Origin of the sequence: Streptomyces sp. NBC_01477 (genome assembly GCF_036227245.1) — a bacterium.
Classification (GTDB): Bacteria; Actinomycetota; Actinomycetes; order Streptomycetales; family Streptomycetaceae; genus Actinacidiphila.
In genome coordinates this window covers 6,437,066-6,463,317 of sequence record NZ_CP109445.1, presented here as the reverse complement: position 1 = coordinate 6,463,317, position 26,252 = coordinate 6,437,066, and the positions used below count along the sequence as shown (strand labels likewise).

22 protein-coding genes are annotated in these 26,252 nt (G+C 72.9%); 11 read left to right on the top strand and 11 right to left on the bottom strand.

The annotated features are described in order from the left end of the window. Positions 1-216: 216 nt before the first annotated feature. The 3 genes from OHA86_RS27500 to OHA86_RS27490 all read right to left on the bottom strand — a co-directional run bounded on the left by OHA86_RS27500 (position 217) and on the right by OHA86_RS27490 (position 2,898). On the bottom strand, positions 217-1,341 hold the full coding sequence (locus tag OHA86_RS27500; protein WP_329179443.1) for a serine hydrolase domain-containing protein: 1,125 nt from the start codon (positions 1,339-1,341) through the stop codon (positions 217-219). Then, positions 1,307-1,501: a hypothetical protein gene (locus tag OHA86_RS27495; RefSeq protein ID WP_329179442.1), complete on the bottom strand. Its 195-nt coding sequence runs from the start codon at positions 1,499-1,501 to the stop codon at positions 1,307-1,309. The genes OHA86_RS27500 and OHA86_RS27495 overlap by 35 nt, the downstream gene beginning before the upstream one ends. Positions 1,502-1,593: 92 nt before the next feature. Then, a complete protein-coding gene (locus tag OHA86_RS27490; protein ID WP_329179440.1) occupies positions 1,594-2,898 on the bottom strand; it encodes a multidrug effflux MFS transporter in 1,305 nt (434 codons plus the stop codon). A gap of 71 nt (positions 2,899-2,969) precedes the next feature. On the opposite strand from OHA86_RS27490, the gene OHA86_RS27485 reads away from it, so the two are divergent. From OHA86_RS27485 to OHA86_RS27445, 9 genes are all read left to right on the top strand, one after another. Then, complete coding sequence (locus OHA86_RS27485) at positions 2,970-3,983, top strand: Gfo/Idh/MocA family protein (protein ID WP_329179438.1); 1,014 nt, start codon at positions 2,970-2,972, stop codon at positions 3,981-3,983. 596 nt (positions 3,984-4,579) lie between these two features. Beyond that, positions 4,580-5,647 carry an ABC transporter ATP-binding protein gene (locus tag OHA86_RS27480; RefSeq protein ID WP_329179435.1) on the top strand — a complete coding sequence of 356 codons (1,068 nt, stop codon included), beginning with the start codon at positions 4,580-4,582 and terminating at the stop codon, positions 5,645-5,647. A 10-nt stretch (positions 5,648-5,657) separates the two neighbouring features. Next, positions 5,658-6,818 carry an ABC transporter substrate-binding protein gene (locus OHA86_RS27475; protein ID WP_329179434.1) on the top strand — a complete coding sequence of 387 codons (1,161 nt, stop codon included), beginning with the start codon at positions 5,658-5,660 and terminating at the stop codon, positions 6,816-6,818. A gap of 28 nt (positions 6,819-6,846) precedes the next feature. Continuing rightward, complete coding sequence (locus OHA86_RS27470; protein WP_329179433.1) at positions 6,847-8,643, top strand: ABC transporter permease; 1,797 nt, start codon at positions 6,847-6,849, stop codon at positions 8,641-8,643. Positions 8,644-8,775: 132 nt separating this feature from the next. Continuing rightward, positions 8,776-10,347 carry a DUF885 family protein gene (locus tag OHA86_RS27465; RefSeq protein ID WP_329179431.1) on the top strand — a complete coding sequence of 524 codons (1,572 nt, stop codon included), beginning with the start codon at positions 8,776-8,778 and terminating at the stop codon, positions 10,345-10,347. 172 nt (positions 10,348-10,519) lie between these two features. After that, complete coding sequence (locus OHA86_RS27460) at positions 10,520-11,299, top strand: IclR family transcriptional regulator (protein WP_329179429.1); 780 nt, start codon at positions 10,520-10,522, stop codon at positions 11,297-11,299. 64 nt (positions 11,300-11,363) lie between these two features. Next, positions 11,364-12,338 (top strand): succinylglutamate desuccinylase/aspartoacylase family protein, encoded by a 975-nt coding sequence (locus tag OHA86_RS27455; RefSeq protein ID WP_329179427.1) that lies wholly within the window; start codon positions 11,364-11,366, stop codon positions 12,336-12,338. A gap of 107 nt (positions 12,339-12,445) precedes the next feature. Continuing rightward, positions 12,446-13,660 (top strand): metal-dependent hydrolase family protein, encoded by a 1,215-nt coding sequence (locus tag OHA86_RS27450; RefSeq protein WP_329179425.1) that lies wholly within the window; start codon positions 12,446-12,448, stop codon positions 13,658-13,660. Positions 13,661-13,727: 67 nt separating this feature from the next. Further along, positions 13,728-14,621, top strand: a complete 894-nt coding sequence (locus OHA86_RS27445; RefSeq protein WP_329179423.1) for an aldo/keto reductase — start codon at positions 13,728-13,730, stop codon at positions 14,619-14,621. Between the two features lie 113 nt (positions 14,622-14,734). Here OHA86_RS27445 and OHA86_RS27440 read toward each other — a convergent pair whose 3' ends face one another. The 8 genes from OHA86_RS27440 to OHA86_RS27405 form a co-directional block, all read right to left on the bottom strand. After that, positions 14,735-15,955: a cytochrome P450 gene (locus tag OHA86_RS27440; protein WP_329179421.1), complete on the bottom strand. Its 1,221-nt coding sequence runs from the start codon at positions 15,953-15,955 to the stop codon at positions 14,735-14,737. Further along, positions 15,952-16,602 (bottom strand): GTP-binding protein, encoded by a 651-nt coding sequence (locus OHA86_RS27435; RefSeq protein ID WP_443071901.1) that lies wholly within the window; start codon positions 16,600-16,602, stop codon positions 15,952-15,954. Before OHA86_RS27435 ends, OHA86_RS27440 begins: the two co-directional genes overlap by 4 nt. Beyond that, positions 16,580-16,993 carry a DUF742 domain-containing protein gene (locus OHA86_RS27430; RefSeq protein WP_329179419.1) on the bottom strand — a complete coding sequence of 138 codons (414 nt, stop codon included), beginning with the start codon at positions 16,991-16,993 and terminating at the stop codon, positions 16,580-16,582. The genes OHA86_RS27435 and OHA86_RS27430 overlap by 23 nt, the downstream gene beginning before the upstream one ends. Next, the gene (locus tag OHA86_RS27425) at positions 16,990-17,415 is read right to left on the bottom strand and encodes a roadblock/LC7 domain-containing protein (RefSeq protein WP_329179417.1); all 426 of its coding nucleotides are present in this window, start codon (positions 17,413-17,415) and stop codon (positions 16,990-16,992) included. Before OHA86_RS27425 ends, OHA86_RS27430 begins: the two co-directional genes overlap by 4 nt. Continuing rightward, positions 17,412-18,761 (bottom strand): ATP-binding protein, encoded by a 1,350-nt coding sequence (locus OHA86_RS27420; protein WP_329179416.1) that lies wholly within the window; start codon positions 18,759-18,761, stop codon positions 17,412-17,414. The genes OHA86_RS27425 and OHA86_RS27420 overlap by 4 nt, the downstream gene beginning before the upstream one ends. 135 nt (positions 18,762-18,896) lie before the next feature. Next, positions 18,897-20,174: an ROK family protein gene (locus OHA86_RS27415; RefSeq protein WP_329179415.1), complete on the bottom strand. Its 1,278-nt coding sequence runs from the start codon at positions 20,172-20,174 to the stop codon at positions 18,897-18,899. Positions 20,175-20,259: 85 nt separating this feature from the next. After that, the gene (locus OHA86_RS27410; RefSeq protein WP_329179414.1) at positions 20,260-20,820 is read right to left on the bottom strand and encodes an ATP-binding protein; all 561 of its coding nucleotides are present in this window, start codon (positions 20,818-20,820) and stop codon (positions 20,260-20,262) included. 400 nt (positions 20,821-21,220) lie between these two features. Next, positions 21,221-24,415, bottom strand: a complete 3,195-nt coding sequence (locus OHA86_RS27405; RefSeq protein WP_329179412.1) for a GH92 family glycosyl hydrolase — start codon at positions 24,413-24,415, stop codon at positions 21,221-21,223. Positions 24,416-24,921: 506 nt separating this feature from the next. On the opposite strand from OHA86_RS27405, the gene OHA86_RS27400 reads away from it, so the two are divergent. Together OHA86_RS27400 and pip are read left to right on the top strand one after the other, a co-directional pair. Then, entirely contained in the window at positions 24,922-25,218 is a 297-nt protein-coding gene (locus OHA86_RS27400) for a hypothetical protein (protein WP_329179410.1), read from the top strand. A gap of 60 nt (positions 25,219-25,278) precedes the next feature. Further along, a complete protein-coding gene (gene pip, locus OHA86_RS27395; RefSeq protein ID WP_329179408.1) occupies positions 25,279-26,238 on the top strand; it encodes a prolyl aminopeptidase in 960 nt (319 codons plus the stop codon). Positions 26,239-26,252: the final 14 nt, after the last annotated feature.

Genomic DNA, 26,252 nt, shown 5'->3' with positions numbered 1-26,252 from the left:
TCCGGCGAATCGATCCGAGGGATCGACCTGTCAGAGGGATAGTGGTGCCTCCGGGTTGCAGCCGGTGTGTGTTTTGTAATCAATCCGATTGCCGAACGAGCCGTTCCGGTACCGCCGCGGACGGGCGGCCCGGGACTCTCCCCTGGTGGGTGGCGCGCACGGCTCCGCCGCGCGCACGGCCGGCGGCGGGAAAACTTTGCCCGAAAGGGCAGCGGCTCAGCCGCCGGTACGACGGGTGGCGCGGGCCAGCCGGGTGGCCGCGGTCGCACGCGGGACGCTGCCCTGGCGGTGGCGCACGGGGTGCACGGTGTTGGCCAGCACGATCAGATACGAGCGGGTCGTCGGGTCGATGACCAGGCTCGTACCGGTGAAGCCGGTGTGGCCGAAGGCGCCGCGGCCGGCCAGTTCGCCCATGAACCAGGCCTGGTCGGTCTCGAAGCCGAGGTCGGGGCGCAGCGGCAGGTCGCCGTCGAGCAGGGCGCGGGCGAAGAGCGCCAGGTCCCACGCGGTGGAGAAGAGGCCGGCGTGGCCGGCGACGCCGCCCATGGCGTAGGCGTTCTCGTCGTGGACGGTGCCGCGCACCATGCCGCGGTCGAGTTTGGCCCAGGGGCGGCGCTGGTCCTCGGTGGCGGCGGTGCGGGGCAGCCAGGAGGGGGGCGGGGCGAAGCGGGTGGCGGTCATGCCGAGCGGGGTGGTGATGCCGTCGGCGACGAGCCGGTCCAGCGGGCGGCCGGTGACCCGCTCCAGCACGGTCTGGGTGAGCAGCAGGTTCAGGTCGGAGTAGCAGCGCTCGGCGCCCGGCGGGGTGCGGGGCTGCTCGGCGGCGAGCCGGGCGGCCCGCTCGGCGGGGCCGGGAAGGTCGTAGAGCGGCAGTTCGGGCCGCAGCCCCGAGGTGTGGGTGAGCAGGTGCCGCAGAGTGAGGCCGGGCACGAGGCCGGGGACGTACGCGGTCAGCGGGCGGTCCGGGTCGAGCGTGCCGGCCTCGATCTGCTGGACCGCGGCGACCGCGGTGAAGAGCTTGGTGAGCGAGGCCAGGTCGAAGACGGTGCCGGGCCGCATCGGCACCCGCTGCTGCGGCGGCAGCTCCACCCCGCGCCCGGTGTGCTCGTCGTACGCGCGGTAGCGCACCGCCCAGCCGACCGCGTCGTGCAGCGCCACCACGTGCCCGCGTCCGGCGAGCACGACGGCGCCCGCGCACCAGGGGTGCGCGGGCTCGTCCGCGGCATCGTGCGGCCCGGCCGCGGGCTCCAGCGCGGCGGCCAGTCCCGGGACGATCAGGCCGATCTCCTCGGCGTCGAGGCCCGCCTCAGGGCAGGTACCTCTCGACAGCGGCGGCACCATGCTCCTCCAGGTCCTGGCGGGCCTTCTCGATCAGCTCCGGTGTGCAGTCCTGGCCGGAGGCCATGACCAGGTCCTCCGCGTCGACGGTGCCCTCGGCTCCCGTGTGCAGCGAGCTGTCGGCTGTCTTGAACGCCCAGGTGCGCTCGTCCGGATCGGACATCGCTTCCTCCTGATGGCCTGACGGCCTGATCGCCTCATGGCCCGATCGCCCGACGGCCCGCGGACCCGCCGCAGGCCTGTCGGCCTGATCCCCTACGCTCCCTCCACGGTACGTCGGCGCGGCACGCACAGCCCGACGAAGGCCGCACAGGCGATGAGTGTGCAGGTCAGCTGGGTGACGGCCATCGGCACGGCGGTGCCGTCGCCGGCCACGCCGGCGAGCGGCGAGATCAGCGCGCCGATCAGGAAGGACGAGGTACCGATCAGCGCGGAGGCGGCGCCGGCGTTGCGCTTGGTACGCAGCAGCGCCTGGGTGTTGGTGGTGGGCAGCACCAGGCCCATGGACGCCATCAGGACGAACAGCGCGGCGGCGATCCCGGTGAGCGAGGCGTGGCCGAAGACGCCGGTGGTGAGCAGGACGAGCATGACGGACGCGGCGGTGATCAGCACCAGGCCGACGCCGAGCACCCGGTCCATGGAGACCCGGCCGACCAGCACCTTGCCGTTGAGCTGGCCGATGCCGACGATGCCGATCGAGTTCAGGCCGAACAGCAGGCTGAAGGTCTGCGGCGAGGCGCCGTAGATGTCCTGTACGACGAAGGACGACGCGGACACGTAGGTGAACAGGGCCGCGAAGCCGAAGCTGCCGGCGATGACGTAGCCGGTGAAGACCCGGTCGGCGAGCAGGCCGCGGAAGGAGCTGAAGGTGCCGGACAGCTCGCCGGAGTGGCGTTCCGCGGGCGGCAGGGTCTCGCCGAGCGAGCGCCACACGACCGCGGTGAGCAGGACGCCGATGGCCGTGCAGACGACGAAGACGCCGCGCCAGTCGGTGAGCCGCAGGATCTGGCCGCCGATGACGGGGGCGACGATCGGGGCCACCCCGGAGATGAGCAGCAGGGTGGAGAAGAAGCGGGCCATCTCCACGCCGTCGTAGAGGTCGCGGACGATCGCCCGGGAGATCACGATGCCGGCGGCGCCCGCCAGGCCCTGGAGCAGCCGGAAGCCGACCAGCAGCGGGGCGGTGGGCGCGAAGGCGCAGACGGCGGTGGCCAGGACGTAGACGACCATGCCGACCAGCAGCGGGCGGCGGCGCCCGAAGCGGTCGCTGAGCGGGCCGACCACGAGCTGGCCGAGCGCCATGCCGGCCAGGCAGGCGGTCAGCGTGAACTGGACGGTGGACGAGGAGCTGTGCAGGGCGTCGGTGACCTGGGGCAGCGCAGGCAGGTACATGTCCATGGACAGCGGCGGCAGCGCGGTGAGGCCGCCGAGTACCAGGGTGACGAGCAGGCCGACACGGGCCTGGCGGCCGGCGTCGGGAGTGAGGGTGGCGGGAAGGGTCGGGGCGTTGGCCTGAGCGTGGGTTCTCGGCCCGGCGTCCTGCACGGTGGCACTCTCCATCGGATGTCGTTGAATCGTTGCTTATTCTTTCAGTGATCGGGGACGGCCGAGACCACGCTGTGGGGCAATTGATGAGTGACGTGAAGCGCACAATCCGCTGGGGCATCCTGGCCACCGGCGGTATCGCCGCGACCTTCACCGAGGCGCTGGCCACCGTGCCGGACGCCGAGGTGGTGGCGGTCGGCTCCCGCAGCGCGGAGGGCGCGAAGGCCTTCGCCGACCGGTACGACATCCCCCGGGCGTACGGCAGTTGGGCCGAGCTGGCCGCGGACGACGGCGTGGACGTCGTCTATGTGGCGACCCCGCACTCCGCGCACCGGGCGGCGGCCGGGCTGTGCCTGGAGGCGGGCAAGGCGGTGCTGTGCGAGAAGGCGTTCACGCTGAATTCGCGCGAGGCACGGGAGCTGGTGGAACTGGCGCAGGACCGCGGGCTGTTCCTGATGGAGGCCATGTGGACGTACTGCAACCCGCTGATACGGCACCTGACGGCGCTCGTCGCCGACGGGGCGATCGGTGAGATCCGCAACGTGTCGGCCCACTTCGGCTTCGGCGGCGACTTCCCGCCCGAGCACCGGCTGCGCGACCCCGCGCAGGGCGGCGGCGCGCTGCTGGACCTCGGCGTCTACCCGGTGTCCTTCGCGCAGATGCTGCTCGGGGAGCCGGACACCGTCCAGGGCTGGGCCCATCTGACGCCCGAGCGCGTCGACGACAACACCGGGATACTGCTGGGCTGGAACGACGGCGCTCTGGCCACCTTGACCTGCACCTTCGCCGCGGACACCGGCGCGCCGGCGACGATCACCGGCACCGCCGGGCGGATCGAGATCCCCGAGGGCTTCTTCAACCCCGACCGCTTCACCGTGCACCGCCAGGGCGAGACCCCGCACACCGTGCACTTCGCCGACGTCACCGACGACGGCCTGACCCGCGGCACGATGCGCTACGAGGCCGCGGAGGTGACGCGCTGCCTCCAGGAGGGGCTGACCGAATCCCCGCTGGTGCCGCTGGCCGGCACGCTGTCGGTGATGCGCACGCTGGACGCCGTACGGGAGCGGATCGGCGTGAGCTACCCCGGCGTGGACTGAGCCGAGCCCACAGGGCCGTCCGGCCCCGCCAGAACCCGCAGGGCCTCCCGGCCCCGCCACCACCGCGGCACAGCGGTGGCGGCGGGGCCGCGGCCTTTTCCAGCCGGAAGCCCCCCAAAGGACCACGCGACCGCCCGGCGCCGGTCGTACCGCCGCGATCGGGACGCCCTCCCACGCGCTCTCCCCAACAGCCCCGTGGATCCCGGAAATCCCCTCGGGCCACACGGCTGAAAAGCGACCCTGTTTCCCTCGTGCGGCCCGCGTCCGCCGCTGTCCGAACATTTAACACGGCTTCGGCGCACCCTTCCCTGCGCCCTCGCCGCCCCTCCGCCGCCCTCTCGACCGTGCCGCCCGGAGCGCGCCAACGTCGATGACATCGCAGCTCAGAGGGCTTCTTGGCGACGTGTCGCCGCTTCACCGGGGCGACGCCCGACGCGCCCGCGAGCGACGGCCTTCCCGTCCGGCGCCCACGGGTCACGCTTCTCGGGACCGAGCAATTTCCGCCAACAGCGTTGACCCGCGCGCCAGGCCGTGAATAGCATCCGAGCACACCAGTGGAAGTGAAGTCCCAATGAGTGGAAGTGGAGGTGGGTGCTGTGGGCGTGGACGCCCCGTCGCATCTCGACGCGCAGTTGGTCGGCGTGAGCAAGACCTATCCGAACGGCGAGGCCGCGGTCACCGATCTGAGCCTCGACATCAGGCACGGTGAGTTCCTCTCGCTTCTCGGTCCCTCCGGCTGTGGCAAGTCCACGACGCTGCGCATCCTCGCCGGGCTGGAGTACCCGACCGCCGGCACCGTGAGCATCGCGGGCAAGGACATGGCGAACGTGCCGCCGAACCGGCGGCCGACCAACCTGATCTTCCAGAAACTGGCGCTCTTCCCGCACCTGACGGTGGCCGAGAACATCGCCTTCGGCCCCAGGATCCGCCGCATGTCCCGGGCGGAAGTCCGCTCCGTCGTCGGCGACATGCTCGACCTGGTGGAGTTGACGGGCTACGCCGACCGCAAGCCGGCGCAGCTGTCCGGCGGCCAGCAGCAGCGGGTGGCCATCGCCCGGGCACTGGCCAACCGGCCCGCGGTGCTGCTGCTCGACGAACCCCTCGGCGCGCTCGACCTACGGCTGCGGGTGCAGATGCAGCGCGTCCTGAAGAAGATCCAGCAGGACTCCGGCACCACCTTCGTCTTCGTCACGCACGACCAGACCGAGGCGTTCACCGTCTCCGACCGGATCGCCCTGATGAACCAGGGACGCCTGGAGCAGGTCGGCCGGCCCGACGAGCTGTACAACCGCCCGGCCACCGAATTCGGCGCGACCTTCCTGGGCGACACCAACATCGTCCGCGGCACCGTCAACGACCGGGTGCTCACGGCCGACGGATTCACCTGCCGCACCTCGGGCCCCGGCACCGCGCTGTCGCTGCGGCCGGAAGTCATCAGCATGCGGCACCACCTGACCACTCCCTTCGACAACCGCTTCACCGCCCGCGTCGCCGACCTCACCTTCCAGGGCTCGACCGTCCGCTACCAGGTGGCACTGCCCGGGGACGGACCGGACCTGGTCGTCCAACTGCCGGCCCACGAGGCAGTGGGGATCGCACCCGGCGACGAGGTCGAGATCGGCTGGCAGGCCGACGCGGCCGTCATGCTCGGCACGGAAGTCTAGGAGACAGACCATGAAGGCGAACCACGCCACCGGCCAGAACAGCCCCGCGCACAGAACCGGTTCGGGCACCCCGCAGGTGTCCCGGCGCTTCCTGATGGCAGGGGGCGGCGCCCTCGCCGCCGGCCTCTTCCTGCCCGGGTGCGCCAGCAAGCAGCCGGCCGCGTCGTCCGGTTCCGGCACATCGGCCGGCTCGGGAAGCGGCAAGAAGCTCAGCATCACCATGACGCCGTTCGCGGGGGCGAACCTGGCGGTGATGCCGAAGGAGTTCGTGAAGGAGTACGAGCAGAGCCACCCCAACGTCCGGATCAAGATCGACGACACGCTCATCCTCACCAAGCAGACCGCGGCCTTCCAGGCCAACCCGCACAACCCGCAGAACCACCTGGTGTTCAGCAACGGCGGCGGCACCGCGGCCGGCAAGGCGACCGGGATGTACCTCAGGCTGGACTACTCCAGGATCCCCAACACCCAGTACCTCCAGCCGCAGTTCGTCGAGCCGGACCACTGCGGTGTGGTCTTCGGGGCCGACCAGATGGGCCTGGTCTTCAACAACCGCACCTATCCCAAGGGCTTCGGCTCGTGGTCCGACCTGTGGGCGCCGGCGCAGAAGGGGAAGCTCTGCTTCTTCACCGTGCCGTGGTGGGTCATCGGCATGGCCGCCCAGCAGAACGGCGGCGGCTGGGACAACATGGACCCCGGCTTCGCCCTGTGGCAGCAGCACGCCAAGAACATCCGCACCATCGTCACGGCCAACCCGCAGTTCCTCAACATGCTGTCCACCAGCGAGGCGCCGCTGACCTCGCACTACCTGGGCACCTCCACCGCGTGGCGGCAGCAGGGCGCGCCGCTGGGCTACCAGCGCCCCGCCGAGGGCGCGTTCTTCGACCCGGTCGGGGTCAACATCAACTCCGGTGCCAGCGACGACCAGGTCGAGGTCTGCTACGACATCATCAACGAGATGCTCAAGCCCCGGTGGAACCAGAGCTGGGTGGACGCCTCGATCGAGATCCCCGCGGTGAGCACCACGAAGCTGTCCGACAAGCTCAAGGCCATTCCCGCCATCGCGGCCGGCGCCGACCAGAAGTTCGTCCCGGTCGACTGGGACATCGTCGGCAAGAACATGTCCGCGTGGACCGATCGCTGGAATCAGGACGTCGTCTCCAAGATCTGACGCCTGCCTCACCGGAAGGAGACGCGCGATGACGGACGACCGTCCACAGCGCACCCCCGCGGGGGCGGGCCCAGTGACCGCGCTGGCCGAACGACCCGCCGCCCCCGGCACGCCCGGGCGCCCCGCCGCCGCGCGCGAGGGCGGCCCGCAGCGGGCCGCCCGGGCCCGCAACCGCCGTACCTCACTGCTGCTGCTGGCCCCCAGCCTGGTCCTGCTGCTCGCGGTGTTCGCCTTCGCCGTGGAGACGCTGGTCGAATACTCCTTCCAGAAGTACGAGCCCGGCGGCACCAACATCACCGGCACGGCGGCGTCCTGGGCGAAGGTGCTGGGCGGCTCCTACTACTGGTCGGTGATCTGGCAGACCGTGCAGGTGGGTCTGCTGGTCACCGTGGTGACCGCGGTCGTCGGCTATCTGACGGCGCTGGCCCTGCACCACATCAAGCGCACCGCCTGGCGCAACGCGGGCTACGCGGTGGTCTTCTCGTCGCTGATCTTCTCCGGTATCGCCAGCGTCTACGCCTGGCAGCTGCTGCTCGGGCAGGAAGGTTTCCTCAACTCGGCGCTCGGCCTGGTCGGGGTGGGACCCGTCCACCTGCTGTACGAGAAGCCCGCCGTCGTCATCGCGCTGGTGCACACCCTGCTGCCGCTGGTGGTCCTGCCGATCAGCAGCAGCCTGCGGCAGATCGACGGCACACTCGCCGAGGTGGCGGACGACTTCGGGGCGTCGCGCTGGCGCACCTTCCGCACCATCACGCTGCCGCTGAGCGCGCCGGGGCTGATCGCCGGCTGCCAGCTCACGTTCGCCCTGACCATCTCCAGCTTCACCGCGCCCAGCATGCTGGGCGGCGGCCGGGTGGCGACGCTCTCCACCACCGTCTACTCGCTGGTCGGCACCACCGACTTCCCGGCGGCGTCGGTCTGCGCCCTGGTCCTGCTGGTGCTCGCCATCGTCTCCACCGGGATCTTCGTCCTCGTCCAGCGCCGCTTCGCCGAGGCCGACCAGGGCGGCGTCACCGTCAGCCCGTCCGAGCCCAAGGGCATCCGCGGCCTGGGCGTCTGGATGGCCCTGGTCTACGCCTTCCAGCTGGTGCCCGCCGCCATCGTGGTGATCAGCTCGCTCTCCTCGGTCTCGTACGGGGTGTGGCCCCCGCCGGGCTTCTCCACCCGCTGGTACACCAACCTCTTCGAGCAGGAGGGTGTCACCGACGCCCTGGTCGGCAGCCTGTGGATCGGCGCGCTGGTGGCCGTGCTCGCGGTGGTGCTCGGCTCGGCCGGCGCCGTCGCCCTGGTGCGGTACCGCTTCCGCGGCAGCGGCTCGATCCAGTCGGCGCTGTTCTCCCCCGTCGTGGTGCCCAAGATCGCCTTCGGGTTCGCGGTGTTCATGCTGCTGGCCAGGCTGGGGATGACCAGCGGCCGGTGGGCGGTGGTGCTGGCCCACACGGTGGCCACCGTGCCGTTCGTCATCGTGCTGCTGTCGGCCGCGCTGAGCCGCGCCGACCGCACGCTCGACTACGCGGCGGTCGACCTCGGCGCCCGGCCGCTCACCGCCTTCGTACGGGCCACCCTGCCGCAGATCGCGCCGGCCATGCTCGTCAGCGGGGTGTTCGCGTTCCTGATCAGCTTCAACGAGGTGGATCTGTCGATCTTCCTGCTCAACAGCGACCAGCAGACGCTGCCGGTCTGGATGTTCACCTATCTCAACAACTACCAGGACCCGACCCCGGCGGCCCTGTCCACCCTGATGACGCTGATGTCGGTGGTCGTGGTCGGCCTCGGAGCGCTGGCGCTGCGGCTCACCCAGCGGGGACGCCGCCTCACCATCTGAGGCCGCCGACCCTCCGTGCGCCCCCGACACCCCGCCGAATACCGACGGCACCCCCGCCGGCATCCCCTTCGCACCCCGCCGCGGACCCCTGGCACCCCGCCATGTCCCGGCACACCCCGAGGAAGGCATCCGATGGCCGAGCTGTTCCCGCGACTGCACAGCGCCTGCAACCTGGACGCCGCCTATCTGCGCGAGTATTCAGGACTGCACGACATCTACGACGGCACGATCGCCGACCTGTCACCGGCCGGCGTGGCCACCGCGCTCGCCGCGCTGGGCGGCCCGGCGCTGCCCGACGCCCACGACGAGGCGCAGCTCGCCGCCACCGAGAACGCCATGCGCACCCGCTTCGGCCGGCTCCGCCAGCACCGCTGGGACCCCTGGGTGCACGTCGAGGCACTCGACCTGTCGCCGTACGACCGGCCCTACGCCGACGCGGCGAGCCGGGAGAAGGCGCGGGCCCGCCATGTGAGCCTGTGGCCGGACGCGGTGGACAACGCGATCGAGGCCCTGGACGAGCTGTCCGCGCCCGTGGCCACCATGTTCCTGCCCGCCGTCCGCGGTCTGGCCACGGCTGTCACGCCCGCGGACGGCGACGACGGCCGCCACGCGCTGGCCGCGCTGGAACGGCTGACCGCGCACCTCACGCGGGCCGCGGGCGAGGGCGACCCGGCCCCCAGCCTGGGCAGCGACGACCTCGCCGCGCTCCTCGGCTGCGAGGACCGCGTCCCGGTGGACCTCGACGAACTCGCCGCCATGGCCGCGTCCGAGTACGAGCGGATGCGCGAGATCCTGTACGACGCCGGGGACCGCCTCGACCGCGAACCCGGTACGGCCGCCGAGCGGACCCGGCGGGTCGACGCCCGGGTACGCGCCGACCACGGCAGCTTCGAGGAGATCCTCGCCGACACCCAGGCCGAGGTCGCCAAGGCGGCCCGCTTCGTCCGGGAGCACGGCCTGCTGCCGCTGGTGGACGACGGCTGCGTCATCGAGCCCTCACCGCCGGCCCGCACCTGGGCGGCGGGCCGGGTCAGCTGGATCGCGCCCTGGGAGACGCAGGGCCACTCCCTCTTCCACATCACGGGACCCGCCGCCGACTGGTCGCCCGACGACCACCAGTCCTGGCTCAACCGTTTCAACCGGCCCGCGATGGCCGTCATGGCCGTCCACGAGATCGGCCCCGGGCACTGCTCGCACGCCCTGATGATGGGCCAGGTCGACAACCCCGTCCGCAAGACCCTCTGGTCGGAGCTGTTCTTCGAGGGCTGGGCCCACTACGCAGAAGAGATGATGTGGGAGGCCGGCTACCAGGGCGACACCGCGCACTACCAGTTCGGCATGGCGCAGGAGGCCATGATCAGGACCGTCCGCGTCGAGGCGGTGCTCGGCATCCACACCGGCGCCCTCACCCTCGACGAGGCCGTCGGCCTGTTCGAGAGCCGCGCCTTCCTGTCCGGCCCCGCGGCCCGCGCCGAAGCCCGGCGGGCGGTCTGGGAGCCCACCTGTATCCGCTACACCTGGGGCAAGGTGCTGATGCGCCGGCTGCGCGCCCAGGCCGAGGCCGCCTGGGGCGCGGACTTCTCCCTGGCCCGCTTCCACCGCGGCCTGATGGCCTACGGTTCCCCGCCGGTCGGGATCGTCGCCGCGGCCATGGGCATCGACGGCGCGGCGGCGCCCGCCGGCGTACCGGAAGGACGGCCATGACACGGGCCCCGGCGCCGGCTCACCGCGCCCGGTCCCGGTCCCGGCCCTGTCCGGCGGACGCCACGGGATACTTCCCCTCGCGGTGTCAGGGACCGGCAGCCGAAGCGTGATCGGCCGGCCGCACGGCGGCATGGCACCGGACGACGACGACCGGACGACAGGAGACACACCCGTGGCACAGGAAACCGGGGAACGCGGCACACCCCCCAAAGAGAGCACCAAGTCACCGAGTTACATGGGCCGCATCCTCAACCTGCTGGAGCTCTCGGTCATCGCCGACCAGGCTCCGCTCACCTTGAGCGAACTGGCGGTCGCGGCCGATGTGCCGCTGTCCACGGCGTCCAGGCTGATCGCCCAGCTGATCGCCTGGGGATTCCTCGACGAGGCCCCCAACAGCCGCTTCGTACCGGGCCGGCGCCTGGTGGCGATGGCCACCGCGGTCGGCGAGCACCTGTACAGCAACGACCGCCTCCAGCTGGCCACCCGGCGCCTGGCCGCCATCACCGGGGAGTCCACCACGGCGGGCCGGATCGTCGGCAACAGCATGTACATCATCGCCCGCACCGAATCGGACCAGCCGCTGCGCGCGGTCAGCCGGATCGGCGAGCCGATCCGCCCGGAGAGTTCCGCGCTGGGCAAGGCGATCATGTCCCACCTGCCCCGCGCCGGGCAGCTCGCGCTGCTCAGCGGCGCGGGCGTGGAGGACCCCGAAGGCGTACGGGAGGCGATCCTGCCCGAGCTGGAGGAGGCCAGGCGCCAGGGCTACGCCGTGGACGAGGAGACCTACAGCGTGGGCCTGCGCTGCCGGGCCGTCGCCGTGATCGGCGCGGACGGCCGGGCAGTGGCCGGCCTGTCCGTCAGCGGCCCCGCCGCCCGCTTCACCACCGACCTCGCCGAAAAGGCGGTCCCGGCACTGTGCCAGGAAGCCGCCGCCATCGGCGACTTGCGGTGACACCGGCCCGACCACCGGCCGGCGGCACCGCGAGCACCACGAAAAGCACGAGGAGACACCGCACATGAGCGACACCGCCACCACCACCCGTCCCGGCCGTACCGTCGAGACCGTCCCCGTCACCCGCCTCGGCAACGGCCACGACCTGGAACTGACGGTCCACCGGGTGGTCGGCACCCGTCCGGGCAAGACCCTGGTCGCCTTCGGCGGCATCCACGGCGACGAGGCGATGGGCCCCGAGGAGGTGCGCCGCCTGGTGACCTCGGTGGACCCGGCCGAGCTGTCCGGCACGATCATCGCCGTACCGGTGGCCAACCCCTACGCCTACGACGCCATGTCCCGCTTCACCCCGCACGACGGGCTCAACCTCAACCGCATATTCCCCGGCGACCGCAAGGGGTCGGTCACCGAGCAACTGGCCGCGGTCCTCGCCGAGATCATCACCGGCGCCGACCACTTCATCGACTTCCACTCCAGCGGCCTGTACTCGACCGTCGAGTACGCCTACGTCATGGACGACGGCCGCGACATGGCGACCGGCTTCGGCTCGCCGCTGCTCTACCACCACGCCCCCTACGAGGGCAGCTCCAACGCCTGGGCCATCACCAACGGCATCTCCTCGACCGTCTGCGAACTCGGCGGCGGCGGACAGCTGACCGACGCCTTCCTGGACAAGGCCGTGTCCCGTGGGCGCAACATGCTCAAGGCCATCGGCATGCTGGACGGCGAGCCGGAGCCGCCCGCCGCGCCCCAGAAGGTGCTGACCGAGCTGGTCATCCTGCGGCCCACCCAGGGCGGCGCGATCATCTCCGACTACGCGCCCGACCGGCTCGGCGAGGTCGTCAAGGGCGGCACCGTGCTGGGCCGGGTCGTCGACCCGTACACCTTCGAGGTCATCGAGGAACTGGTCGCGCCCTTCGAGTCCAGCGTCCTCGTGCTCACCCGCGAGGGATACACCCGCACGACCCCGGGCGACTACGGCTTCATGGTCGGCAACGCCGACACGACCCTCACCGTCGAGGAGCTGTTCGACCGCTGACCCGGCCACGGACGCGGGCGGGGCGCCGAGCGCCCGCCCGCGCCGGGCACCGACCCGCACCCGCACCCTTCCGCACCGTGCGGGACGTACGAGAGGACAGCCCAGCGATGGACATCAGGCATGTCAGTGTGGTGGACCCGGAGGGCGAACGGGTGCACAGCGACCAGCGAATCGTCCTGGACGGCGACCGCGTCACCGCCGTCACCGCCGACACCGCGCAGCCGCTCGCGCCGGACGACCTGGACGGCACCGGCCTGTACGCCGTACCCGGATTCATCGACTGCCACGTCCACGCCACCTCGGTCACCGCCGACGAATGGGCCGACACCGGGATGCCGCCCAGCTACGTCACCGCGCACGCCCTGCGCTCGCTGCGGCTCATGCTGGAGCGGGGCTTCACCACCGTCCGTGACGCCGGCGGGGCGGACGCCGGGCTCGCCGACGCGCTCGGCGAGGGCCTCGCGCCCGGCCCGCGCCTGTACGTCTGCGGTCGCGCGCTGTCCCAGACCGGCGGCCACGGCGACCTGCGCCCGCGCGGCCGCCGGTACGCCGACGACCATCCGGCCGTCCCCGGCATCGGGTGGATCGTCGACGGCGCCGACGCGCTGCGTGCCGCGGTGCGCGAACTCGTGCGCGGCGGTGCCTCGTTCATCAAGCTCATGCTCTCCGGCGGGATCTCCAGCCCCACCGACCGCATCGACCGGCAGCAGTACAGCGACGACGAGGTACGCGCGGCGGTGGACGAGGCCGCGCGGGCCGGCGTGTACTGCGCGGGCCACGCCTACACCCCCGACGCGGTGGCCAGGGCGCTGCGGTTGGGCGTACGCACCATCGAGCACGGCAATCTCATCGGCTCGCGCGAGGCCCAACTGCTGGTCGCCCGCGACGCCTTCCTGGTCCCCACCCTCATCACCTACGCCGCCCTGGCCGACGAGGGACCGCGCTTCGGCCTGCCGCCGCACAGCGTCGCGAAGGTCGCGGCCGTCCGGGACGGCGGGCTGGACGCGCTCGCCCACGCGCACCGGGCGGGCGCCGCCATCGCCTTCGGCAGCGACCTGCTCGGGCAGATGCAGCACCGCCAGTCCGAGGAGTTCGCGCTGCGCGCGCGGGTGCAGTCCGGCTGGGCGGTGCTGCGCAGCGCCACCAGCACCGGGGCGCGGCTGCTCGGCGCGGCGGGCGAACTCGGGGTGATCGCCCCGGGCGCCCGCGCGGACATCGTGCTCAGCAGGCACAACCCCGGTACCGAGGTCGCGCTGCTGGCCGATCCCGTCGCCGAGATCGCCGCGGTCGTCTCCCGGGGCCGGCCGGCGGTCACCCGGTAGCGGCCCGCCGGCGCCCGCCCGGTCCCCCACCCCTGCTCACCGCACCTCTCCAAGGACACGCACCACCATGCCACTTGACACTCCACCCCTCGGTTCGCCGCGCCCGTGCGGACCCGGGAAGGTCTTCCCGATCGGCCTGGGCGGCATGCTGCTGTCCATCGAGGGCAGGCCCGACCGGGCGCAGGCCCTCGCGACCGTGTCCGCCGCCCTCGACGCCGGGGTGACGCTGATCGACTCCGCGGCGGCCTACCATGTCGGCGCCGACGAAGTGGGCCACAACGAGTCATTGATCGCCGAGGCGCTGGCCGGCCGGGACGCGGACCGCGGCCAGGTCACCCTGGTCACCAAGGCCGGCCGGGTCCGCCCGGGTGACGGCCGCTGGCTCACCGACAGCAGCCCGGAGTATGTGATGCGCACCGCGCGGGAGTCGGCGAAGCGGCTGGGCCGGGAGCGGATCGACCTGTTCTTCCTGCACGCGCCCGACCCCGAGGTGCCGCTCGGGCATTCCCTGGCGGCGCTGCGCACCCTGGTGGACGAGGGCGTGGCCGCCACGGTCGGGGTCTCCAACGTCACCGCCGACCAACTCGGCCTGGCGCACGATGTGCTGGGCGAGCGCCTGGTCGCCGTGCAGAACGAGTTCTCGCCGAGCGCGACCCAGCACACGGGCGTCCTGCGCCGGGCGGAGTCGCTCGGCCTGGCCTTCCTCGCCTGGCGCCCGCTGGGCACCGTCGGCAAGCGCGACGACGCTCTGACGGCCGCCTTCACCGAGGCCGGCCGCGACCGGGGCGTGAGCCCCCAGCAGGCGGTGCTGGCCTGGCTGCTGGCGGCGAGCCCGGCGCTGATCCCCATCCCGGGCGCGCGCCGCCCGGAGACCATCCGCGACTCCGCGGGCGCCGCCGCGCTGGAACTGCCGGCGGACACCCTGCGCGCCCTGGACCGCCTGACCGGCCAGGACGCCTGACCGGCCAGGGCTGACCGGCCGCACGGCGGCTGCGGTCCCGGCTCGGACCTTCCCCCCGCGGCCCGTACGGTCGCGGCTCGGACCTGCCACGGGACCCGTACGGTCCCGGCGGCTCAGACCTCGTCCTCCGCCGGCGCGGGCGCCTTCGGTGCCCAGGGCGTGAAGCGGACCGGGAGGGCGGTCAGCGAGCGCTGGAAGGGGCCGGGGCGCCAGCGCAGATCGGCGGCCGGGCGGGTGAGCCGCATGTCGCACAGCCGGCTGGTCAGCTGCTCCACCGCCGAGATGGCGATCAGCAGGGCGGGCTGCCGGGCAGGACAGCTGTGCGGGCCCGCGCTCCACGCGAGGTGGGCGCTCTCGCTCGCCCCCCACGCGTCGGTCTCGCCGCCCGGCGCGGACTGGCTGTTGGCCGCGGCGTAGGAGACCAGCACCAACTGGCCCGCGCGCAGGCCCACCCCGTGGAAGGTCGTGTCGTACCGCACGTAGTAGCCGGACGACGTGGACTGCGGCGGGTTGCGCCACAGCACCTCGTTGATGGCCTCGTGGGCGGTCATCGCGCCGGCGTAGACGGAGCCGTCGTAGCGCGGGTCGGCGAGCATGTGGAGCAGGGTGTTCGCGATGAGGTTGGCGGTGAATTCGTAGCCGCCGCTGAAGGTGACGGCGATCTGCATGATCGCCTCGGCGTCGTCGAGGCCGACCGGGTGCTGGATGAAGTACGACGTCAGGTCGCGCTGCGGGCGGGCGCGGCGGTCGGCGACGAGGCCGCCGATGACCTTGACCAGTTCGGCGGACGCGTCCTGCGCGTCGGCCCCCGAGTCGAACATCGAGCTGAGCCGGCCCGCCAGCAGCTCGCCCTCGGCGTCGGGCACGCCGAACCAGGTGTTGAAGACCCGCAGCGGCAGCCGCCTGGCGTAGTCGGCGACCAGGTCGGCGCTGCCCGCGGCGGCGAAGCGGCCGATGAGCTGAGCCGCGGCGTCGGAGACCTGGGTCTGGAGCAGGTGCGGGCCGAGCAGTCCGAGGCTGTCGCCGATGACCTTGCGGTGCCGGGAGTGGGTGTCGCCGTCGGCGAAGGTGACCGCGGGCCGGTAGGCGAGCACCGAACGTACCGGGGAGTCCTCGGGGATGGTGTCGGGCCAGGGCCGCGGGTCCTTGGAGAAGGTGTGGGTGTCGCGCAGCACGTCCAGGGCGGCCTGGTAGTCGGTGACCAGCACCGCGTCCGCGCCCGGGGCGATCTCCACCCGGGCCAGCGGCCCCTGGCGGCGCAGCCGCTCGTAGTGGCGCCCGGGGTCGGCGGCGAAGTCCTCGCCGTACAGCGCGGGCAGCGTACCTGCGGTCATGGCGCGTCCTGGGGCAGTCGGGTCAGTACGTACTCGGCGAGCGCGATGAGGGTGCCGATGCTGTCGCGGCGGTTGCGGGCGTCGCACTGCACCAGCGGGGTCTCGGGCGCCAGGTCGAGGTGCTTGCGCAGCACGTCGTCGCTGTGCGCGGGAGCGCCGGGGAAGCGGTTGACGGCGACGGCGTAGGGCAGGCCCTGCTCCTCGACCATGTCCATCACCGGGAAGGAGTCGGCCAGCCGCCGGGTGTCGGCCATCACCAGGGCGCCGAGCGCGCCGCGGGCGATGTCCTGCCACAGCGGGAAGAAGCGCTCCTGGCCAGGGGTGCCGAAAAGGTAGAGCACCAGGTCGCCGGGGACGGTGAGCCGCCCGAAGTCGACCGCGACGGTGGTCGTGGACTTCTCCGGCAGGCCGCGCAGATCGTCGAGCCCCGCGCTGGAGCGGGTCATCACCTCCTCGGTGTGCAGGGTGGGGATCTCGGAGAGGGTGCGGATGAGGGTGGTCTTGCCCACGCCGAAGGGGCCGGTGACGACCAGCTTCATCAGGGTCTGCCCGGTCGCGGGCAGATAGCGGACCGGGCCGGGACGCGGCTCTGACCGCGGTTCGGCGACCGGCGCGGTCGCCGGTTCAGGGGAGGGCACGGAGTCCAACGAGCAGCCTCTCGATGAGCGTTCGGTCGATCTCCTCGGCCTTGGGGACCGGGGACCGGGCGAGCAGGTGGCCGCCGCCGACCAGATCGGCGGCCAGGAAGACGGTGGCACTGACCGGCAGGCCCAGATGGGCCGCGCACTCCACCACGGTCAGTGCGCCCGGGCGCAGCAGCGCCCACAGCCTGCGGTGCTCGGGGCCGAACTCCAGCTCCGGCGGCGGCTGGTCGGTGGAGACCAGTACCGTGAGCCGGTCGAAGTCGGCCATGCCCTTGGGGCGTTCCCGGCCGCCGGTGGCCAGATACGCCGGGACCAGGCGGCGCCCCCGGCTGCCGCCCGCCCCGGGTTCCGGCGTCGCGGCCGCTCCTGAACTGCCGGGCCTGCCGGATGTCATGGGCGGGTGGCTGCGTCCGGTTCGCGGGCGGGTGCGCTCATCGCCCGGGCGAGCGCGGCGACCTGCACCTGCATCTGGTAGGCGATGTTGCCCAGTTGGGTGTCGGGCGCGGCGAAGACCGCCAGCGAGGTGTTCTGCCCGGCGGGCACGACGATGGCGAAGCCCTGCTCGGACTCCACCACGGTCTGCGCCAGCCGCGGTGTCTCGTCATTGGTGAAGGCGGTGGTGAAGGCGCGGGCCGAGGCGTGCAGAGTGGCGGTCATCGCGGCCACCCGTTCCGCGGCGGCCCGGTCGAGGCCGGGTGAGGAGCCCTCCAGCAGGCCGTCGCCGGTGGCGATCAACGCGTGCTGGACGCCCGGCAGTTCGAGCAGCGGCTCCAGCACCCAGGCCAGGTCCTCTGCCATGGGTCGGCGGGTGGTCATGAACGGTGTTCTCCTTGCTTGTCGCCTGCGGCGGTTCCCCCGGCCGCTGTCGTACCGCTCCCGACCGCGGACCTGCCGCTGCGGGTGCCGTCCTGGAGCGCGCCCCACAGCGCGCCCGCCTGCTCTGGTGTGCGCGCCGCGGGCGCGTCGGCGGCCGGCGGGACCGGCGCGACCGGGCGGGCGGCGGTTCTCGGGCTGCGGCGGCGGCGCGAGGGCAGCGGGGTGGCCTCGACGACCGGGCCGTCGTCGGCCGCCGGCTCCTCCTCGGGCCTGGCCGGCGCCGCGGTGTCGGCCGGGGCGGGTACCAGCACGGACAGCGTGTGCTCCTCGTCGAGTACGGTCAGCAGCTCGGCCGGCACCCGCAGCATCGCCCGGACCCCGCCGTAGGGCGAGGCCTCCACGTGGCAGGAGAAGCCGTACTGCCGCACCAGCCGGCCCACCACGGCGAAGCCGGCCTGCGGCGGGTTGCCCAGCTCGGTCAGCAGCAGCGCCTCCGGGCCCGCCAGCAGCCGCCGGGCGCGGGCCAGCGTCTCCTCGTCCATGCCGATGCCGCCGTCGTCCACCACGATGAGCGCGCCGCGCCCGCCGCTCTGCTGGATCGTCACCGGCACGGCGGTGTCGGGGTGCGAGTACGACGTCGCGTTGGCCAGCAGTTCCGCGACCGCGATGGCCAGCGGCTCGGCGGCCCTGGCGACCACCGCGAGGCGCTGCTCGCGCAGGTGGTTGGCCATCTTGATACGCGCGTAGCCCGCGACCCTGGACTGCGCGCCGATCACGATCTCGGCCAGCGGCGAGTCGCTGCGGGCCAGTCCCGGCCAGGCCTCGCAGAGCACCGCGGTCGCCTGGATGCGGCGCAGGGCCAGCTCGTTGCGGAAGTCCAGTTCGAGCAGCCGCGGGTCGTCCAGCTCGTGCTGGAGGTCCTGGAGCACGCTCTGCGTCTGGTAGAGCAGCGACTGCACCTTGGCGGTGGCGCCGCGCATCGCGGCCCTGGCCGCCGCGTCGACCCGGTCGCGCTCGCCGGCCGCGGCCGTACTGGTGGCGGCCAGCACGTCGCGCATCGCCTTGGCGAGGGTGGCGTTGGCCTTCTGCGGGTGCAACAGGCCGGGCACGGGGGCGTGTTCGTGGGTCAGCGCGAGGACGGCGGCCGGGATGCGGTCGGCGGCGAGGAAGCGCAACTCCTCGATGGCGATCCCCAGTTGCTCCTCGGCGTTCTTGGCCCGCACCTCCGCGGTCTGGACCGTGGTGCGCGCCATCCGCACCAGCTGGGCGTCCCGCACATGTCTGAGGCCCGACGAGATGCCGCCGACGACGGCGACCACGAGAACACCGATGAAAGCAATGAGCACGACGCGACCCCACCCCAGAACAGTCTTGAAGCGTGATTATGCCGTGGCGAAATCTCGCCACAAGGTTTGGCGTCAAATTTCTTGCAAATTCGCGTACTTGCGAACCTTCGCCGGTCACGCTGACGTACTGGATGGTCACCGACCGGCGCCGGCGGTGGCGTGCAGGGGGTCGTCCAGCAGCGGGGCGAAGGCGAGTTCGGCGGCGCCGACCAGCGGCGCACGGTGGGCGAGCGCGGATCTGCGCAGGACGTAGGGGGCGCGGGCGCGGGCCAGCCCGGTGCCGGCGGCGTACCGCTCGATCCGTTCGCAGGCGGCGTCGTAGATGTCCTGGAGGCCGCCGCCGAAGATGACCAGCTGCGGGCTCAGGACGACGGCGAGATTGCCCAGGCCGATCGCGAGCCAGCGGGCCGCCTCGTCCAGTGCTGCCGCGGCGCGGTCGTCGCCGGCCGCGGCCGCCGCCACGACGCAGGACAGCGAGTGGTCGGGCGGTACCTCCAGCCCGGCCGCCTCGGTGATGACGTCGGTGCCGATCTCGGTCTCCCAGCAGCCGCGGGCACCGCAACGGCACAGGCGGCCACCGGGGTTGACGACCATGTGGCCGATCTCGCCCGCGTAGCCGCGCTGTCCGGGCAGCGGGCGGCCGCCGCAGAACAGGCCGCCGCCGACACCGACGTTCGCCGAGAGGTAGACGAAGTCGTCGTAGCCGCGGGCCGCGCCGCGGCTGTACTCGCCGAGCGCGCCGAGGTCCGCGTCGTTGCCGACGGTGATCGGCAGCCGGGACCACGCGGGCGCCAGGCGGGCGGCCAGGGCCGCGGCGAGCGGCCGGTCGGCCCATTGGAGGTTCGGCGCGAACCGCACCATGCCGTCCGTGCGCCGCACGAGCCCGGGCACCGCGATGCCGATACCGGCGCAGTGCCCGCCGCCGGCGGCCGGCTCCTCCAGCGACTCGACCAGGCCCGCCAGCCGGGACACGGTCTCCTCGAAGGTGACAGGACTGCCGCCGTCCCCGGGCAGCGTGCGGTCCTGGAGCACCTCGCCGCCCAGGCCCACCCGCTCGGCCCTGATCCGCTCCACCCCCACTTCGAGGGCGACGGCCTGGGCGCGCTCGGGGACCGGCAGCACCACAGGCGAGGGGCGGCCCGCCGAGCGGTGGGTGCGCGGGACCTCCTCGCGCACCAGCCCCGCCCTGGCCAGTACGGCGACCAGCGCCGCCGTGGTGCTGCGGTTGACCCCGGTGGCCCGGGTCAGCTGCGAGCGCGAGACGGCGCCCGTGGAGTGGACGCGGCGCAGCACCAGGCTGAGGTTGTGGTGCCGCACATCGGCGTGCGGGTGGGGCGGGGGGACGGTCATGGCGGCCTCCTCGCGGTCGGGACGGGCCCGCTCGGCGCCGGGGCGGGCGTCGGGGCACGGCATGGCCGCGACGGTCCCGGTCCGGGTTTTCGCGTACGGTCCCGGTCCTGCGTCGGCCGCGGGTGCGCTCCCGGTCCCGGCGGCAGGTTCAGGCGCGGGCGGCGCCCGGCGCCGCGGGGGCGGTGAATTCGGCCCAGGCGAGCGTGCCCGCAGGGCCGACGTGGCGGCCGTGGGCCTGCGCGAGCGCCTGGACCAGCGCGAGGCCGCGCCCGCCGTCGCCGGGGTCGCGCTGGAGCGGCGAGCCGCACGGGCCGCCGTCGGTGACCTCGACGCGTACGGTGCCGCAGGACAGCCGGGACAGGTGCAGGCACACCGCGGGCAGGGCGTGGTTGAGCGCGTTGGTGACCAGCTCCGAGATGACCAGGACGACGTCGGAGGCGGTCTCCGCCGGCACCCGCCAGCCGTCGAGGACGGTCTGTGCGGCCCTGCGGGCGTCACTGCTGGCCGCCGGCTGGTGCGGCAGCGGCAGGCAGCCGATCCCGGTGTCCGTACCCGCCTCGCCGTCGGCCCCGCAGCCGTGCGGGTGCGGGTCGCCGCCGCCCCGGGAGCCGGCGGGCCACGGCAGGCGGGACCTGCCCCGGCCCGCCCACTTCGGCGACGGTGCCGAGGAGAAGGCGGTGAGGACTGGATCAGGAGTAAGGATGCGCATGTCGGTACCTGGGCGTGTCGATGGGTCCCGGTCCGCCGCCCGGCGGGGCGGTGGGCGCGGCACTGGATGCGGGACGCTCCTGCGTCGGGGCCGGTCTCGTCACCCCGTACGGGCGCGGTGCGGCACACGGCCACGGGCGCGGATCACAGCTACCACCTGCGGCCTATTTGTTGTCGATCACCACAATACGACTAAACGCGCAAAACGCACCCCCCTGGCTGCCACAAGATTCCGCGGGAGCGGCTGTCAGGGCGTCGGCGCAGGTCGGAGCGGTGCGGGCGGCCCGGAAGCGGGCGGCCCCGGGGTGCCGGGCGGCTGACAACCGCCCGGCACCCCGGGGCTCGCCGGTCGCGGTCAGTACCGCCGTGAGCCGGTCCGGCCCCGGGGAGTGCCGCAGCCGTCAGCCGGCGTCGTCCGGGCACAGGTGCAGGGCCAGGACGTTGTCGCCGGTGACGGACACATGGACCCGGCCGAGCGTGCCGGTGTCCCCGCTGTTGGCGACCCGGAAGTCGCTGCCCGCGTTCTCACCGTTGTGGAAGGCGGCGTCGTCCAGCGTGAAGGTGGCCGTCTTCCAGGTGTCGGTGCCGGTCTTGGCGACCGGCGGCGACTGCTTGTAGGCGCCCGCGGTGGAGTCGTACTGCAGGCTCCAGCTCCCGGTCCCGTGGTCGTAGTAGTCGATGGTGACGGTCGCGTGGTAGGCGCCGCCGGGGACGATGGTGTTGTCGACGTCGAAGTATTCGAAGGGCGAGCCGTCCGTGGTGGACCGCCCGCTCCGGCCGCCGACGGTGACCGGGTCGGTGTGCCCGTCGCCGTTGTCGCGGAAGCGCAGCCCGCACTCGGTATCGGTGGCGCCCAGCGTGTCGCAGGCCGTCGCGGCGCCGTCCGCGGCCGGTACGGTCACCACGACCGCGCCGCCGGGCAGCGCGGTGCCGCCCGCCGTACGGAAGTCCACCGTCACCGGGTGGTAGCCCGAGGGCGTGTCCGCCGCGACCGAGATGGTGACGGGCACGGTGGCGCGGGCGGCGCGGCGCAGGTCGAGGGTGCCGGACGACGGCGTCACGGTGACCCCCGGTACGTCGGAGGCGGCGCTCCAGCGCACCGTCCCCGCGTGCCCGGCGAGCTCCGACACGCCCACCGTCGCCGGCAGGCTCGTACCGCCCGGGGTGACCTGGGTACCGGTCGGCGTGAGGTAGCCGACCGCGGGCACCTCACCGGTGCGGTACGACGGCGGGGCCGCCGTGGCGCCGGTGGCCCAGTGGGTGTCGGCCCTGGTGGACAGGTCGACGTCCAGGTCGCCGCCGCGGGTGGCGAAGGAGGCGGGCAGGGCGGTGGACTCGAAGTGCCGTCCGTCCAGCCGCATTCCGGTGACGTAGGGCGCGTTGTCGGCGGCCTTCGGCGCGTCGATGGTGATCCGGTGGCCGTTGCCGAGGCTGATCACCGCCCGCTTGACCAGCGGGCTGTTGAGCGCGAGCGCCGGTGTGCCGGGGGTGGCCGGCATCATGCCGAGCGCCGCCCACACGTACTCCGACGACAGCGCGCCGTTGTCGTCGTTGCCCGGCAGCCCGTCCGGCGCGGTGGTGAACAGCTCGGTCTCGAACCGCCGGGCGACCTCCTGGGTCTTCCACGGCTGGCCGACGTAGTCGTACATCCATGGCGCGGTGGTGTCGATCTCGTTGCCCGCCCAGTCGTAGGGCGCGTTGCCGCCCGCGTTGAGCTGCGAGAAGAAGGCGTCGAGCCGCGGGATCACCTTGCCGCTGCCGCCCATCGCGGCGACCAGGCCCGCGATGTCCTGCTGCACCGACCAGTTGTACTGTGCCGCGTTGCCCTCGTCGTAGCCGTCCTGCCCGAACGCGCCGGCCGGCGGGGTCTGGAAGCCGGGTCCCGCGGGGAAGGCGCCGCTGTCGTCGCGCGGCCGCAGGTAGCCGGTGGCGGGGTCGAAGATGTTCTGCCAGTTGTTGCCGCGCACCGCGTACTCGGCCGCGGTCCTGCGGTCGCCGATCCGGGCCGCCAGCTGTGAGATCGCGAAGTCGTCGGTGGACCACTCCAGGGTCTCCGAGGCGCCCTGCAGACCGTGGTCGCCTTGCGAGGTGCTGTTGTTGGGCGCGTAGCCGAGCCGTACGTAGTCCTCGACGCCGGGGCGTTCCACCCAGCCCCAGCCGACCTTCTGCGACCGCGTCGCGCCCTTCTTCATGATCGGCAGCGCGTCGGCGATGTTCACGCCGGTCGCGCCGAAGGCGACGTACTGCGCGAACAGCGGTACTCCGTTGTCGCCGTTCATGACGTTGCCCGTCATGTTCTGCGACGGCCACTTGGGCCACCAGCCGCCCTGCTGCTGGGCGTCCCGCAGCAGGGAGTTGGCCATGTCGCCGGCCTTGTCCGGGTAGAGCATCGTCTGCAGCGGCGCCAGCGACCGGTAGATGTCCCAGTCGGAGAACGTCGCGTACTGCGTGTGCCCGCGCGGCACCTGGTGGATCACGTCGTCGAAGCCGATGTAGCGGCCGTCCACGTCGTTGAAGACGCCGGGTGATTGCAGCGAGCGGTACAACGACGTGTAGAACGTGGTCAGTTCGTCGTCGGACGCACCGCCGACCGACACCTTGCGCAGCGCGTCCCGCCAGGCGGTCCTGGTCTGCGCCTGGACGTGCCCGACGCTCCAACCGGGTATCTCGGCCTTCGCGTTGGCCGCCGCGCCGGACGTACTCACGTACGACATGCCGATCTTGGCGGTGACGCTGCGGTCGGCGGAGGTGTCGAAGGTGAGGTACGCGCCGGAGCCGGCGCCGGTCGCGCTCGACGAGCCGGGGGTGACGGCCGTACCGCCGCCGCTGCCCGCGCTGCCGGGCTGCCAGGTGCCGTGGGCGGTGAACGGGCGGTCGAAGGTGATGTCGAAGTACATCGTGTACTTGCTGTTGTTGCACAGCCCGTGCGGTGTGGTCGTGCCCGAGATCTCCCGGTCCCCGACCACATGCACCTCGGCGGCCAGGTCGCCGCCCAGGCTGGTGCCCGACTTCACCAGCAACTGCGCCTGGCTGCCCGCCGGATAGCCGAAGGAGGCGAGCCCGGTCCTGGCCGTGGCGCCGATGTCGACCTGCACATCGGAGTCACGCAGGCGCACACCGTACGAGCCGGGGGCCGCGTGCTCCTCGTCGTGCGAGAAGTGCTCGGTGCGGGCGGCCGGGTCGGCGCCGACCTCGCCGGTCACCGGCAGGATCGGGATGTCCCCGAAGGAGGAGCAGCCGCCGGAGAAGTGGTCGAGGCTGAAGCCCTTGATGGTGGTGTCGGTGTACGCGTAACCGGTCGGCCCCGAACCGGTGTCCGGGCTGAACTGCATCATCCCGAAGGGCGCGGTGACGCCGGGGAAGGTGTTCTCCCAGTCCACGCCCTTCTGGGTGCCGATCATCGTGTTGACGTAGGAGGTGGGGTCGGCGACGAGCGCGGTCCCGCCGCGCCCCGCCGCCCCGGCCGGCCCCGCCGCGAGCGCGGACGGCACGGCCAGCACGCTGACCGCGGCCAGCGCCGCCGCGACGACGGCCGGGCGGCCGAAGGTGCGCCTGCGGCTGGTGGTGTCGTGGTGTTTCTCTCGGTGTCGGTACACGTGAGACCTTCCCTGTCACCCTGCACGGCTCTCCCGCGTGGGCGGAGGTTGTCAAAAAACTCCCCTGACAACGTTGTCACCCATGCGGCCCTGAGTTTTCACCTGCGGTGCGCAGGCGTCAAGGCCTGCGGCCCTGAGGCGACTTGCGCGGCCCGGCGCTGGGCCGCGTTTCCGCTGCCGCGAGGTCTGCGCGACTCCCGGGGCGGTGCGCGTCGGCTGCGCGTGCGGCTGGCGGATGCGCGTCGGCCGCATGTACGGCTGGCCGGTGCGCGTCGGCCGGGCGCGCGGCTGGCCGGTGCGCCTCAGCCGGGCGCGTGGGCCACCGCTGGCGCCGTGGCGTCCCGGTCACGTGCGGGGCACGGGCGGCGCAGGAGCGTCCCGGCGCACGGTGGTTCGCGTCGGTGGGACCCGGTGCATGGGGTCCCGCTGGGACGTCACCGGGCACGGTGGCTCTCCGCGAGCCGACTCGCTGACGGCGCCGGACCGGTTCCGGCCTGTCGGTCGGCGTGGGACTGCCGCCCGCCTGGGAACGGGCCGCGCACGACAAGCTCCGGTTCCACACGGCCACGAATCCGACCCGCGAGTACGACACGGTCCTCAGCCACCTGCTGGTCTGGTCCGACCAGTACGGGGACCCCGCCTCGGACTTCCACCGAACCCTGGTCGGCCTGGTCGAGGAGGCCCGCCGGTGGCGTACCGCGGGCGGCGCGATGGCCGCCCAGCCCTCCCCGGGGGTGACAGCGGCCAGCGCCCTGGAACGCCTGATGGCCCTTGCGGCGGCCGTCCCGGACGGCCCTGCGTGAGCGGGAGCGCCCGCGGCTGCCCGACCGCGGGCCGGAGGCGGTTACGTAGGATCGACCGTCATGGTTGACCTGTATCCCCCGACCCAGCCCTACGACCATGGTTTTCTCGACGCCGGAGACGGCAACCGCGTCTACTACGAGCAGCTCGGCAATCCTGCGGGCAAGCCCGCGCTGCACGTCCACGGCGGTCCGGGGTCCGGCGCGCCGCGGCGGCCGGCGCGGGCCTGGGATCCCGAGCGCTATCGCGTCATCCGCTTCGACCAGCGCAACTGCGGTCGCAGCACACCGCACGCCAGTGACCCGGCGGCGGACATGGGGCTCAACACCACGCGGCACCTGATCGACGACATGGAGCGGCTGCGCGAGCACCTCGGTATCGACAAGTGGCTGCTCAACGGCGCCTCCTGGGGCTCCACGCTCATCCTGGCCTACGCGCAGCAGCACCCCGAGAGGGTCAGTGAGATCGTCATCCAGGCGGTCACGACGACCCGGCGCGCCGAGACCGACTGGCTCTACCGGGGCGCCGGGTGGTTCCAGCCCGAGGCGTGGGACCGCTTCCGCGACGGCGTGCCCGAGGACGAGCGCGACGGCGACCTGCTGGCGGCGTACTCGCGGCTGATGGAGAACCCCGGCCGGGCGGTCCGGGAGAAGGCCGCCGCCGACTGGCTCGCCTGGGAGGACGCCGTCGTCTCGAACGAGCCCAACGGCGTACCCGGCATGTACAGCGACCGGGAGATCGACGCGCAGATCGCGTTCGTACGGATCTGCGCCCACTTCTTCAGCAACGGCGCGTGGCTTGAGGACGATCAACTGCTTCGCAACGCGCACAAGTTGGCCGGGATCCCGGCGGTGCTCGTGCACGGGCGGCACGACATGGGCAGCCCGGTGCGGACGGCGTGGGAATTGGCGAAGGCGTGGCCGGGCGCCCGCCTCCACATCATCGAGGACTCGGGGCACGCCGGAAGCGACGCCGCGAACCGCACAAGCCGGGCGGCGATCGAGGAGTTCAAGAACCGGTGATCCTCGGTGCCGCG